This window comes from Gottfriedia luciferensis, from assembly GCF_001712755.1.
Classification (GTDB): Bacteria; Bacillota; Bacilli; order Bacillales; family Bacillaceae_G; genus Gottfriedia; species Gottfriedia luciferensis_B.
The window spans coordinates 1-13,576 of the sequence record NZ_MDKC01000014.1 but is presented as its reverse complement, the minus strand read 5'-3'; the positions used below and the strand labels follow the sequence as shown (position 1 = coordinate 13,576).

The following is a 13,576-nucleotide window of genomic DNA, read 5'->3' as shown; positions in this document are numbered from 1 at the left end:
AATCCTCTTCGAAAACCAGGCTTTTTCAGTGAATTTTAAATAATTGACCTCGCTACTCTTTAATTTTATACTTAAGTGATAACTTAAAAAGGTGATAAAAAAATGAAAATATATATTAAAGGCTTAGAGGATATTCGTTTTCAAAGACCGTTAGAGCTATTAGCTCAATTATTTTTTGAAGACTGTGATGTATCGTTAGAAAAAATAGATGCTGATATAGAAGTAAGTTTTGTACTAGATGAAGTTAATAAAAAAGTATCAGGTAAGTTAGATCCGAATTTCGAAGCAAATACAAGCTATGTAGATGGTAAAGATGATCGAGAATCATTTAAATTTAAAAAGAAAGCAGTCAACTTTGTCTTTTTATCATTACTACAAGAGCATACTGGAATACAGCAAAAGTGGGGAATCTTAACTGGTATACGACCAACTAAGCTCCTTCATTCAAAACTTAAATCTGGTATGTCAAAGGAAATGGCGCATGAAGAGTTACGGAATGACTATTTAATCCATGACGAAAAAATTGAATTAATGCAATCAATCGTTGATCGTCAATTAAAAGTAATACCAGATTTATATAACTTACAAAATGAAGTTAGTCTTTATATTGGTATCCCTTACTGCCCTACTAAGTGTGCTTATTGTACATTCCCAGCTTATGCTATTCAAGGGAAACAAGGTGCAGTCGATTCATTCTTATATGGATTACATTACGAAATGGAAAAAATCGGCGAATTTCTAAAGGAACGTGGAATTAACATTACAACGATTTATTATGGTGGAGGGACACCTACTAGTATTACAGCAGAAGAAATGGACTTACTGTATGCTAAGATGCACGAATCATTTCCAAATATGAAGCAGGTTCGTGAAATTACGGTAGAGGCTGGTAGACCTGATACAATTACACCCGAAAAATTAGATGTTTTAAATAAATGGAATATTGATCGAATTAGTATTAATCCACAATCCTATATTCAAGAAACTTTAAAAGCGATTGGTAGACATCACACTGTAGATGAAACAATAACAAAGTACCATTTAGCCCGTGAAATGGGTATGAATAATATAAATATGGATTTGATTATTGGTTTACCTGGAGAAGGGTTAAAAGAATTTCAATATACTTTAGATGAAACCGAAAAGTTAATGCCTGAATCATTGACTGTTCATACACTTTCATTTAAAAGAGCCTCAGAAATGACGCAAAACAAACAAAAATATAAAGTTGCAGATCGAGATGAAGTGCAGCAAATGATGAATGAAGCAACGGTATGGACAAAAAATCATAACTATCATCCTTACTATTTATATCGCCAAAAAAATATATTAGGTAATCTTGAGAACATTGGTTACTCTGTTGATGGTCAAGAAAGCTTGTATAATATATTAATTATGGAAGAAGAACAAACAATTATAGGTTTAGGTTGTGGTGCATCTAGTAAGTTTGTAAATCCAGAAACCCGTCAAATAACTCGTTTTGCTAATGCGAAAGATCCTAAATCATATAATGATGGTTATGAGCATTATACAAATGCCAAAATTAAGATTTTAGATGAATTATTTTCGAAAACTAATCAATCAAATTAAAGAAAAATAAAGGAAATTCCCCTTGCGATGTTTAATGTTTAAATTAACCATGAAAACAAGGGGGATTTTTTTATGTCTATTTCGAACACGGCAGAACATGTTTTATTAAGAAAAGAGGGACGAGTTGCGACTGTTGTTTTTAATCGACCTGAAGTATTGAATGCAATGAATGAAGATACATTCAGACAATTTCGAGATGTACTAGATGAAATTGCTAGCTCAGACGTTGATGTAGTCGTTCTATGTGGAAATGGAAAAGGTTTCTCTTCAGGTGGAGATTTAAAATCAATGCTAAGTAACACAGATGAGTCTGCCTTTGGTCCAGTAATGGATTTAATTTCAGATGTAGTAGTTAAATTATATACTTTACCTAAAATCGTTATTAGTGCTATTCATGGGCCAGCTGCAGGTATAGGACTTAGTTTTGCTCTTGCTAGTGATTTCGTTCTTGCTCACGAATCAGGTGTATTGGCAATGAACTTTATCGGAATTGGCTTAATTCCTGATGGTGGTGCACATTATTTCTTAGAAAAAAGACTAGGTGAAACAAAGTCTAAGCAACTAATCTGGGAAGGTAAAAAACTAAATGCAACGCAAGCGCTAGAAATCGGTTTAATTGATGAAGTAATCAGTGGGGACTTTGAACAAAAAATTAATGAACGCGTGAAGTCTATTCTTCAAAAACCAGTAAGTGCGATGATCCAAACAAAACAAATCTACAGTAACGGTAACTTAGAGTCCTTAAAAAATGTACTTTTATTTGAAAAAAAAGGACAAAGTGCAATGAGAAGAACAGCAGATCATCAGGAAGGTGTACAGGCCTTTTTACAAAAGAGACTGCCGGTTTTTACTGGTAAATAAGGATTGTGAAATCGACTGGATTCGGTCGATTTTTTTGATTAGAGGAAAAGAAAAGATGTACAAATAAAATTAACAAAAGTACAATTAAATAACCTGAAATGTAATTAACAATCCATTTGAAAAAATATAGTATTGACTATCACACACTATTTTCTTTCTGTAATCCAATGTTTTAAATATAAAAAAGAATAAATCATTAAAAATTAGATTGTCTATATTCTATTATGCACTAGTCTTTGTTGTTAAATTGTGTCTGACAATGAAAAAAACTTAACAGTTGTTTTACGAAATGGTTAATTTTAAAATACAAGACTATAAGTTTTTCTCCACTCATGGTAGAATGTTGACATTCTCAGTTTTGGGAGAGTGGTTAGATTGAAAAAGATTCAAAGCAATTCACGTACAACGTCAAGAGCGAAAAGAAAAAAAACAAAACTCATTTTATTTGGATCAATTGGAATCGTACTAATACTAATAGCGTTTATTTCGTATTCCATTTTTTCGCCGAATGATAGTAAGGCAGGATCTAAAAAAAGTGACTATGCATCGGCCAAAAACAGTGAAAAGAATGATGATAACGGTGTTAAAGAAACATCAACAACGGTTCAAACAATTGATGATGAAGATTCAGATGGCACTGCACCGGAAACACCAGAACAAACGGGTGCACAAACTGGTGGGAAGCATGTTACAAGTTATGATCGAAATTCTCAAGACTGGCAGGCAATGCTACAAACAATCTCTTCTGCTGCTGGAATAGATTCAGGCAATATGACTGTATGGTTTTTAGGAAGTGACAAAAGCAACCCAGGTGGCTCAGTCGGGACTGTATCAGCAAAGACAAAGGGCTCGCAAAAATATCGAGTATATCTCATGTGGGATGGCTCTGGCTATAAAGCTACAAAAGTTGAACCTGCTTCATAAAATGTAAATAGGATGCACTTAGAGGTAATCCTATGGCTGTCGAGAAATTCCCGACAGCTATTTTCTTAAAAGGATCGTTCCACGCCAAGCAGAAGTTGGAAAATGTTGAAACTTTGATTGGTACTTTAAACATTAATTTAGATCAAAAACAAACAAGCTGCGATCAATTTTCGCAGCTTGTTTTATTATGGATGAAATAAAAGAAGTTTACCAGTTTGGTTAATGCAACGGTGTGTTTTATCAAGTGCACCGAGTGTAGTAAGTTTTTCTGTACCAATTTTTTTTGCTTCTAAGTCAGAATTAGCTTCAAATTGTTCATCGACAATTGATTCGCCACTTTTTTCAAAAGCAGTAATTCGATATGTTGCCATGTCCTAGACCTCCCTAAAGTAGTTGCGATATTACTATTTTGGCATAGATTGAAAAGCTGTGTAAAGTAATAATTTGAATTATAAAAAAATTCAGTGCAGATTTATAATTTTGACATTTGTAGGTTCGAACAGATTTTAAGAAATGTTAGATTATGTCTTAATTTTTTGTATGAACATTGTTGGGCTAAGCATCTATTTTAACGTATAATAGGATAAGTAAAACGACTAATACATAATTTGATTTTCCTTTTTTTATTTTGTGAAATTAATTTTCCAAAATATTTTAAGCTATTTACTTAAGTAGAGCTTAAGGAAGCATATACAAAATGGAGGTACTTATGGATAAAAAAGTATATGATCATGAAGTTGGCGAACGTTTTGTAACATTTTTATTTGTCAAAGCTGTTACTAAAGGTGTAGCAAGTAATCAAAAAACATTCTTATCTTTAACTTTACAAGATCAAAGTGGAGATATTGAGGCGAAGCTTTGGGATATTTCTTCAGAGCAAGAAGAAGCATATGTAGAAGGTACTGTTGTAAAAGTTGAAGGGGAGCTACACGACTATAGAGGAAAACTTCAACTTAAATTACGCCAAATTCGTCCAACTAAAGATACAGACGAAGTTAATCCAGAAGATTTTTTCGCAAGAGCACCAGTTTCTAAAGAAGAATTATATGAGAAAATTACTTCATATATAAATAATATGACCAATGAAAAACTTAAAAAGCTTACTGAGTATCTAGTATTAAAAAATCAAGAGGATTTTCTTGATTATCCAGCGGCAACTAAGAATCACCATGAATTTGTTTCTGGTTTAGCATACCATGTTTTTTGTATGTTGAAATTAGGTGAATCAATTGCGAATTTATATCCTTCGATCAATAAGGATTTACTGTATGCTGGAATCATCCTACATGATTTAGGAAAAGTTAGAGAATTATCTGGTCCAGTTTCAACAAAGTACACTGTAGAAGGTAATTTGTTAGGCCATATCTCGCTTATGGCAATTGAAATTGGAAACGCCTCAATTGAACTAGGTATTGAGGGAGAAGAGGTTACTGTTCTGCAGCATCTTATTTTAAGTCATCATGGTAAGTATGAGTACGGTAGTCCAAAACTACCTTTAATTAAAGAAGCGGAAATTTTACATTATATTGATAATATTGATGCAAAAATGAATATGTTAGACCGCGCACTTGAAAGAGTCGAACCAGGAGAATATACAGAGCGTATTTTCCCATTAGAAAATCGTAGTTTTTACAAACCAAAATTTTAAATTAATCATACTTCCTCTTTATTAGCCATATAATGAAGCAAATGCTTGTCTACTAAGGAGGAAAATCAATGCCAATTTTACCATTTTGGATGTATATTGTGATTTTAGGAATTTTTGTAAGTGGATTTATGGTGCTTTATACCTCGAAACAAGAAAGAGATGCTGATGAAGCATTCATTGAAAAAGAGGGAGAAATTTACTTACAAAGAATTAAAGAAGAAAGAGAACGAAGAGAACAATTGCTTATTAACTCTGAGATTTCATCTAATTAAAAAACCTGCCATTAAGGCAGGTTTTTTTTTATGATTTTTTCTCTTGGCTTTGTAAGTCTTTATCTTTTACTTTAAATTTAGCTTTTTTAAGAAGTTCATCAGAGAATGCTTGGAAGTTTTCTTGACTTAACTTAGACTCAGCAATTTTTTTGCGAGCATCTTTTTCGTTAGCAGTCTTTTTGCCAGTTAATTTAATAACATGGTATCCAAATTGTGATTTAACTGGTTGGCTAATTTCTCCAACTTTTAATTTATAAGCAGCTGCTTCGAATTCAGGTACCATAGCACCTTCTCCAAAATAGCCTAAATCTCCACCTTTATCTTTTGAACCAGTGTCAGTAGAATATTTTTTTGCTTCTGCTGCAAAATCTGCACCTTTAGCTAATTCATCTTCGACTTTTTTAGCTGTAGCTTCATCTTTTACTAGAATATGGCTAGCTCTAATTTCTGGTTTGTATTTTGCAAGGTCAGCTTTTGTTACTGAAGCTTCAGCAGCTTTTTCAGTTAATAAATCGATTTTAACACGATCTTTAAATGCTGCTTCATCTTTAAATCCGTACTGTGCTAAGAAAGCTTTAAATTGGTCACCATTTTGTGTTTTATACTCATTGAACTTAGCATCAACATCTTTATCACTAACTTTGTAGTTTTTCTTTAAATAATCTTCAATAGCCATTTGCTTAAGCATTGCTAATCCTGCTGTATCCTTCATCTTATTATATAAATCTTTAGATGTGATATCTCCAGCATTAGATGTAGCAACAACATCGTTACTAACACCAGCAGATCCACATGCTGCTAGTCCGAATACTGAGGTAGCTAAAACTGCAGATACGATTAACTTTTTCATTTAAACATCTCCTAATAAAAATTTAAAATGATTTCTTATAAAGAAAAATTTTACATATTAAAGTATGGAGCTTAAATCTTAATTTTTCCTGTATTTAGACATACCTTTTACTGGAAATTACTTCACTTAATATAACATATTTTTCTACAATGTGACAAAGTTTATCCAAAAAAAGAATAATTTGGTATGCTTTTTAATAAAAAATTAATTAATTTTAAGGAAACTTGAACTAGTTTTAAATGAAATGTAGGCACTATGAGATGAGGTAATAAATGAATGGAGATTTCTATTTTTTATATTTTAACACCTGACTTTGCCTAAAAACCATGCTTATCCAGCAAATTAAAAACTTGTCAATCGTGACATTCGCCCAATCATTTAAGGCATTCGTCTATATATTATTATGGATTACTGTTAGGAGGGTGGAAAAATGGAGGGGAAAGCATCGCGTGAATTTGTATTAATCGTGATCCTGTTTATTTTGTTAATCATTATTGGGTGTTCATTTATATAAGTAGTATGAATCTTCAAAAATGAAGGTTATTTATACATTTGCCCAGACCATTTTTTACTACACGCATAAGATAAGATATGTAGCAAAAGGAGGTGTGAATGATGGGCGTAGGATTCCATGGTGGAGGATTTGCGTTAATCGTTGTATTGTTCATCTTATTAATTATCGTAGGAGCAGCTTGCATCTAATTTGTAAATAAGACAAATATTCGACCGGAGGTATTGTACCTCCGGTTGAGTTTTTATTCCAGATTGAAATAATTAATGATGTACATATTCTTTGTCTATTGAAATTTAGAAATAAATGAAAAGGAAAATGAACCTGAGGGTTTCAAAGAGGTATTTATGTGAAATTTTGAACAAAAGTGGCCGAAATAAAAAGCGGAAGGATTTAATTAATCTTACCCCGCTTCTATTTATTTGTACAATTTCAAATGACATATAAACTGAAATTGTAGCTTTAAAGAAGATATTAAGGTTTCTTAATTAAACGATTATCTTCTTCGATGAATTCTTTATCTATGTTACCTAACGTTGTTTCAAATATATCCATAAAATCTTTTCCATAAATATTACGTAAAATAGCCATAATTTCCATATTTTCTGGAAATTTACCATAAAATTCTTTTAATGGTAAGGTACCTTGAAAAACTGAATTTGTCTCTGGATCAAATTCACCTAGAATCTCTAATAGCATTTCTTTACCTTTTTCTGTTAATTCAATATACGTATTACGTTTATCTTCTACTTTTTTAGAAAACACTAATAAACCACGTTCTTCTAGCTTTTTAGAGAAGTTAAAAGCAGTTGATACGTGCATTACACCAAATTTAGCAATTTCAGAAATAGACGCACCCTTTAAGTGGAAGGCGATCATTAAAATATGATGTTCATTGATATTTAAATCATAGGGCTTAATCCATTGTTGCCAGTCCTTTTCAACTGACTTCCATAATGCTTTGGAAATTTGGGCAATTCTTTGACTAAAAATCAAAGCTTCTTTCATTGTGTATAATTTTTGTTCAGTTTTCATCAATTCACCTTCTTTTCTATTTAACTATCTATTTATTATTATGCCAATAATATGTGAAGAAATAAAGAACTTTTAGTTAGAATTTTTAAAAATTTTCACAAAGTAGTTGATAAAATTCTACATTTTTATATTATAATTAAGTGTTGCGGGTTGTGAAAATTATGTTTATATAATAATTTTAACGAAACTATAGAGTGATTGTCGATAAAATATTATTGGTAATATAGTAAATATATAATATAAATCTATAAAAATATAGTGTAAAATGCAGGATTTAGATTAAAATTACATAAAAAAAACAAAAACAGGAGATATGCACTCTCCTGTTTTCGTATTTAAAAGGGATGGTTTTATTATTTTTTAATAATGTTATTTTCGATAGATTTTGCAATCTCTTGTAGCGTTTCATTTGTGTATTGATTTTGGTTTGAAAGCCATTTTACATCAAAGCCATCATTATTTCCGTATCGTGGTAAAATATGCATATGATAATGAAATACAGTTTGACCTGAAACTTCACCACTATTATTTAAAATATTTACTCCTTGAACATTAAAAGTTTCTTTCATTGCATTAGCAATGTGAGGTACTTTTCGGAAGTATGTACTAGCTGTCTCTTCACTCATTTCGAATATGTTTTCAACATGATCCTTTGGAATGACTAATGTGTGTCCTTTTGTAACTTGACTTAGATCTAAAAAAGCTAAAATATCATCATCCTCGTATACCTTTGATGCTGGAATGCTACCTTCAACAATTTTACAGAAAATACAATTAGCGTCATGTGCCATTTTTTATACTTCCTTTCACTTTTTTCCTTATTTTAACATAGGCGTATGTTAAAGGGGAAATAGGGCAGGGAAAAATAAACAAGAAGCAACCTATGTTGCTTCTTGATGAAGGGGAAAACTAATGGAGTAATTATAAATTGTCTTTAACAGACACCTCATTTGCTTAAATGTTCAATAAATTGGTACACCTTATAAGAAATTTATATGCTCTGGTCGAGACACCTCATTTACAAATTGGTATACTAAAACCTTTGTTTAAAAGTGATAATGTTCAAGCTAACCATCTCCTTTGATGTTTTCACTGCTGTTTTATACAACGATGTTTTATCTATGGAGAAACTTCACTTCAACAACTACCCTTGCATTGGTTTGAACGCAAATTAAATTACCTTTAACACACACCTCATTTCAAATTTTGAACTGGAAAGTGTGTTGCTTTCCCTTCAAGAATTATGATGCCCTGTATTAAAGAAAGTATGCAAAAACAATAAAAAACTTTGAAAAGCAGAGAGAGAATATTAAAGATCAGGAAATTTCAGAAACAAAACAAAAACACAAGCTTAATAATGAGGATTTAAGTGGAAGTTAAGACTAAATTTATTTTGGATCATCAAGAGTATAGATAATTGAAGTTATATTTTTAAAAAATGTTTTCAGGGGGAACGGGAAGGCCGAGCGCTCGTAGGAACAAACCTAGGTGGAGCAATCATCTTGACATTACTAATTTAAATTACAACTTCTTTTCAACAACATAAAACAAGAAGCAACCTAAGTTGCTTCTTGATGAAGAGGAAAGATTAATGGAGTAATTATAAATCGTCTTTAACAGACACCTCATTTGCTTTAATGTTCAATAAATTGGTACACCTTAAAATAAATATATATGCTCTGCTCGAGACACCTCATTTACAAATTGGTATACTAAAACCTTTGTTTTTAAGTAATAATGTTCAAGCTAACCATCTCCCTTGATATTTTCACTGCTGTTTTATACAACGATGAATTATCTTGTGAGACAATCACTTTAACAGTTACCTTGCACAGGTTTGAACGCAAATTAAATTACCTTTAACACACACCTCATTTCAAATTTTTGAATTAGAAAGTGTGTTGCTTTCCCTTCAAGAATTATGATGCCCTGCGGTAAAGAAAGTATGCAAAAACAATAAAAAAATTTATAAAGTAGTTAAGACAGGGAGAGATAATTAAAACAGGAAAGTAGAAGATGTTTGGAAGAGATCCCAGTTAATGTGGAAATTGGGACCATAAAAAGTATAGATAATAGAAGGAAGTAGTTAAAAAAAAGATTAACTATGGGCGAGATACAAGAAGTTAATGACCACGTGACATCAACAAAATAAAACAAGGAGCAACCAATAGTTGCTCCTTGATGAAGGGGAAAGATTTTAGAAAAGATTTTAGGTTAATAAGTTAAATTGTCTTTAACAGACACCTCATTTGCTTTAATGTTCAATAAATTGGTACACCTATAAATAAATTATATGTTCTGCTCGAGACACCTCATTTACAAATTGGTATACTAATGACCTTTGTTTTTATAGATCCTGTTCAAGCGCACCATCTCCTTAGATTTTTGCATTGCTGTATATGACAACGATGTTAATCTTTGGAGATACCTCATTTCACTTAAACAATTATCCGACTTAGGTTTGAACGCAAATTAAATTTCCTTTAACACACACCTCATTTCAAATTTTGAACTAAGAAAGTGTGTTGCTTTCCCTTCATGAATTATAATACCCTTAACCTAAAATAGTATTCAAAAAAAGAAGGATTTTTTTTTAGTATTCCATAAATAGGATAATAAGGAAGTTAAGAATATTATTTGATACAATAAAATTTATAGGAAAAGTACATTTGAAAGGATTTGTAAAGAATGACTTTATTGCATGTAAAAGATGTCACAGGTGGATACACTAGACAGCCTGTCATTAAAGATGTCTCATTTACGATTAATAGAAATGAGCTTGTTGGGTTAATCGGGTTAAATGGTGCCGGTAAGAGTACGACTATAAAACATATATTAGGACTTTTGAAACCATCTAAAGGCGACATATTAATTAATGGTGAATCATTTGAGAAAGATCCAACTGCATATCGTGCTAGCATATCATATGTTCCTGAAACACCGATGATTTATGATGAATTAACTTTACAGGAACATCTTGAAATAACAGCCTTGGCATATAATATTCCAGAAAAAGATTTTAAAAAACGTAGTGAAGAGCTATTAAAAACATTTAGATTATATGACAAAAGAAAATATTTTCCTTCGACCTTCTCTAAAGGGATGAAACAAAAAGTAATGATCATTTGTGCCCTTATTGTCCAACCACAGTTATACATAATAGATGAACCTTTTTTAGGACTAGATCCAATCGCGATAAATGATTTACTTGAGATTTTGAACAATGAAAAAGAAAAAGGAGCAGGCATTTTAATGTCTACTCATATTTTATCGACTGCTCAAATTTATTGTGATTCATTTATTATTTTGCATGAAGGAGTAATTATTGCAAAAGGTACATTAAACGAATTACAAACTCAATATAATATGCCAAATGCTTCATTAGATGAAATTTATATTTTTGCAACGAAGGAAAAAGAAATATGAGTACGATAAAAGAATTATGGTTAGCACGGTTTAGGAGCTTCATTAAAGAAATGAGTAAATATGGTCGGTATATCTTTAATGATCATATAAAATTTGTAATTGTTTTTGGATTTGGAGGAGGAGCATATTATTATCAACAAATGCTAAAAACAATTTCTCCAGACTTTCCAGCTATTTTACTAATCGCTATTCTTTTTAGTTTTCTTGTTGTAACAGGTCAAGTAACTACTTTTTTTAAAGGACCTGATTTACATTACTTATTACCATTAGAAAAAAAGATGAAAAGTTACTTTGTCCGCTCCTTTTTAATTACGTACATCTTTCAAGTATATTTAATGTTAATGATGTTAGGTGTGATTTATCCAATTTATAAGAAATTTTCACTAGGACAAACAACAAGTTTTATCGTCTTTATGGTAATAATTTTCTTATTAAAAGGATACAATCTCTTTGTTTCATTCTTACACCTTACAAATAGCGGTGTTTTAAACCGAGCATTTGATTATTGTTTTAGGTTGCTAGGTACTTTCTTATTTATTTATGGTTTATTAAGTAAATGGAGCAGTTTTTTCCTTGTAATAATCATCGTAATCTTAGGAGTTTATGCATTATTTATTCAAATTGGTAGTAAAAATAAAAGAGTGCAATGGGAAAGAAATGTTAAACTTGATACTTCAAGATTAGCGACTTTTTATCGATTTGCGAATATGTTTACTGATGTTCCGTCTATTCAACAACAAGTAAAGCGAAGAAAATGGGCGGATCCAATCATTAATAAAATTAAAATGAGGAATGCTGCGAATTATTTACTAGTTCGTACATTCATCAGGAATGGTAACTTTTTAAGTATGTTTTTAAGACAACTGTTCGTAGGAGGATTTGTAGTTTACTTAGTGCCAACTACAATTGGGAAAATATTGATTGGCATTTTATTTCTTTATGTAATTTCCCTACAGAATATGTCAATTTTAAAACAGTATAACTATCATTTGTTGTGGAAAATTTATCCTTATACAAATGAAGAAAATAAAAAATCTATTTCGACACTTTTGTATATACTACTGATAATATGTAGTCTAGTTTTTAGTATTATTGGTTTAGTAAAGGGCTTGTCAATTTTAAACTTTATTATGGCAATTGTTGTGTATACTTTATTTTCAATGTGGTTAATTAAATTTTATGTGCATAAAAGGTTAAGTAAGCCACAAAAATTGTAAAGGGTGGACAAAATGGATTCTTATGAACTTCGTATTCAGTACGAACTATCTAGATGGAAACAAAAAGTAATGTCTGATTCAAATATTTTTCAAACTTCTGCAAAAAAAGTTCAATTAAAGCTTCAATCATTATTACCAGAACAAATCCAAGATCTGCTTACAAAAACCGTTAAAAATATGATGGTCTTATTTATGGGAGGGTCTACTGTTTTTAATGGCAGTGGTGAGGAGTATGAAGCATTAACACTTAGAGAAAGAGATTTAATTTTAGATAAAAAGTTAAACGAGTACAAAAAGATTTCAGCTGTAGAAGGTGCTGGTACAGGAGCGGGTGGAATTTTACTTGGTCTTGCCGATTTTCCGTTATTACTTGGAATAAAAATTAGATTTTTAGTTGAGGCAGCCAAAATATATGGTTACTCACCTAAAGATGAGCTCGAAAGACAGTTTATGCTGTATATTTTTCAACTTGCTTTTTCAAGTGATAGCCATCGGAAAAAAGTATTTCAGGTTATTGAAAAGTGGGAAGATAAAGTAGATGAAAATCCCCAAGTCAATTGGGAGCAATTACAACTAGAATATCGAGATCATATCGATTTAGCAAAACTTCTGCAATTAGTCCCTATTATTGGAGCACCAGTTGGAGCTTATGTAAATTATCAACTTCTTGAACAATTAGGTGAAACGGCTAAAAATGCTTATCGAATGAGGTATATGAAGAAAAAGGAAGATATCATCTAATAAGTTACATACTAAAAGGAGAACTAAAAAGTTCTCCTTTTCAGAGTGTTGAAATATAAAATGGTAGGGAAAACGGACATTAAATGAACATTTAATAATGATGAAATTATCATTTTTCTGGATGTTCTTTTAATGATTTTAAATGTTCATATGTTCGAGCAATTTTATGATTCCAATAACACTAGACATGTTTTTTTCAGAAGTTGAAAATTATGAGCTTATTCTTAGAAAAACAAATTCATTTGATTAATTTAGTTTAATGTTCGATATTAATAGAACTACAAACTGATTAATAAAAACTGCTAGATTACTCTAAGTAAAGGCTGGCTATTTGATTAGGATTTATTGCATACTTTTTTTGATGAAAAAGTTGATTGGAATGGAGGGGTGCTCGACTCCTATGGGATTAGCGGGAAGGCTAAAGACCCCGCAGGCTTGCCGAGGAGGCTAAAGAATCTCGCCCCATGGAAAGCGAGCATCCTGTAATGGAAATCAACATCA

Annotated in this window: 15 protein-coding genes; 11 read left to right on the top strand and 4 right to left on the bottom strand. The window is 31.2% G+C overall.

What is annotated here, in order from left to right; genetic code table 11:
* The first annotated feature begins 102 nt into the window (after window positions 1–102).
* The 4 genes from BED47_RS11890 to BED47_RS23720 all read left to right on the top strand — a co-directional run bounded on the left by BED47_RS11890 (window position 103) and on the right by BED47_RS23720 (window position 3,575).
* A complete protein-coding gene (locus BED47_RS11890; protein ID WP_069033852.1) occupies window positions 103–1,590 on the top strand; it encodes a coproporphyrinogen III oxidase in 1,488 nt (495 codons plus the stop codon).
* Between the two features lie 72 nt (window positions 1,591–1,662).
* Window positions 1,663–2,451 carry an enoyl-CoA hydratase gene (locus tag BED47_RS11885; protein ID WP_069033851.1) on the top strand — a complete coding sequence of 263 codons (789 nt, stop codon included), beginning with the start codon at window positions 1,663–1,665 and terminating at the stop codon, window positions 2,449–2,451.
* 375 nt (window positions 2,452–2,826) lie between these two features.
* Entirely contained in the window at window positions 2,827–3,375 is a 549-nt protein-coding gene (locus BED47_RS11880; RefSeq protein WP_254664595.1) for a YrrS family protein, read from the top strand.
* 32 nt (window positions 3,376–3,407) lie between these two features.
* Window positions 3,408–3,575 (top strand): hypothetical protein, encoded by a 168-nt coding sequence (locus BED47_RS23720; protein ID WP_175403491.1) that lies wholly within the window; start codon window positions 3,408–3,410, stop codon window positions 3,573–3,575.
* On the opposite strand, the gene BED47_RS11875 is transcribed toward BED47_RS23720, so the two are convergent.
* Window positions 3,561–3,746 carry a YhzD family protein gene (locus tag BED47_RS11875; RefSeq protein ID WP_069033849.1) on the bottom strand — a complete coding sequence of 62 codons (186 nt, stop codon included), beginning with the start codon at window positions 3,744–3,746 and terminating at the stop codon, window positions 3,561–3,563. The genes BED47_RS23720 and BED47_RS11875 overlap by 15 nt on opposite strands.
* Window positions 3,747–4,084: 338 nt before the next feature.
* Between BED47_RS11875 and yhaM the strand changes: the two genes are divergently transcribed.
* A complete protein-coding gene (gene yhaM / locus BED47_RS11870) occupies window positions 4,085–5,023 on the top strand; it encodes a 3'-5' exoribonuclease YhaM (RefSeq protein WP_069033848.1) in 939 nt (312 codons plus the stop codon).
* Between the two features lie 68 nt (window positions 5,024–5,091).
* Entirely contained in the window at window positions 5,092–5,295 is a 204-nt protein-coding gene (locus BED47_RS11865) for a sporulation YhaL family protein (RefSeq protein WP_056472082.1), read from the top strand.
* Window positions 5,296–5,323: 28 nt separating this feature from the next.
* Here BED47_RS11865 and BED47_RS11860 read toward each other — a convergent pair whose 3' ends face one another.
* Window positions 5,324–6,145, bottom strand: coding sequence for a peptidylprolyl isomerase (locus BED47_RS11860; protein ID WP_069033847.1), 822 nt, complete (start codon window positions 6,143–6,145; stop codon window positions 5,324–5,326).
* Between the two features lie 430 nt (window positions 6,146–6,575).
* Between BED47_RS11860 and BED47_RS24520 the strand changes: the two genes are divergently transcribed.
* Entirely contained in the window at window positions 6,576–6,659 is an 84-nt protein-coding gene (locus BED47_RS24520) for a YjcZ family sporulation protein (protein WP_084006891.1), read from the top strand.
* Window positions 6,660–6,757: 98 nt separating this feature from the next.
* Window positions 6,758–6,847, top strand: a complete 90-nt coding sequence (locus BED47_RS23230; RefSeq protein ID WP_097973758.1) for a YjcZ family sporulation protein — start codon at window positions 6,758–6,760, stop codon at window positions 6,845–6,847.
* Window positions 6,848–7,130: 283 nt separating this feature from the next.
* Here BED47_RS23230 and BED47_RS11855 read toward each other — a convergent pair whose 3' ends face one another.
* Both BED47_RS11855 and BED47_RS11850 read right to left on the bottom strand, forming a co-directional pair.
* Window positions 7,131–7,691 carry an HTH-type transcriptional regulator Hpr gene (locus tag BED47_RS11855; RefSeq protein ID WP_069033846.1) on the bottom strand — a complete coding sequence of 187 codons (561 nt, stop codon included), beginning with the start codon at window positions 7,689–7,691 and terminating at the stop codon, window positions 7,131–7,133.
* A gap of 353 nt (window positions 7,692–8,044) precedes the next feature.
* Window positions 8,045–8,482, bottom strand: a complete 438-nt coding sequence (locus tag BED47_RS11850) for an HIT family protein (RefSeq protein WP_069033845.1) — start codon at window positions 8,480–8,482, stop codon at window positions 8,045–8,047.
* A 1,897-nt stretch (window positions 8,483–10,379) separates the two neighbouring features.
* Between BED47_RS11850 and BED47_RS11845 the strand changes: the two genes are divergently transcribed.
* From BED47_RS11845 to BED47_RS11835, 3 genes are read left to right on the top strand one after another with little or no spacing between them, the layout of a single operon-like run.
* On the top strand, window positions 10,380–11,117 hold the full coding sequence (locus tag BED47_RS11845; RefSeq protein WP_069033844.1) for an ABC transporter ATP-binding protein: 738 nt from the start codon (window positions 10,380–10,382) through the stop codon (window positions 11,115–11,117).
* Entirely contained in the window at window positions 11,114–12,334 is a 1,221-nt protein-coding gene (locus BED47_RS11840) for an ABC transporter permease (protein ID WP_069033843.1), read from the top strand. Before BED47_RS11845 ends, BED47_RS11840 begins: the two co-directional genes overlap by 4 nt.
* 12 nt (window positions 12,335–12,346) lie before the next feature.
* A complete protein-coding gene (locus tag BED47_RS11835) occupies window positions 12,347–13,075 on the top strand; it encodes an EcsC family protein (protein ID WP_069033842.1) in 729 nt (242 codons plus the stop codon).
* Window positions 13,076–13,576: the final 501 nt, after the last annotated feature.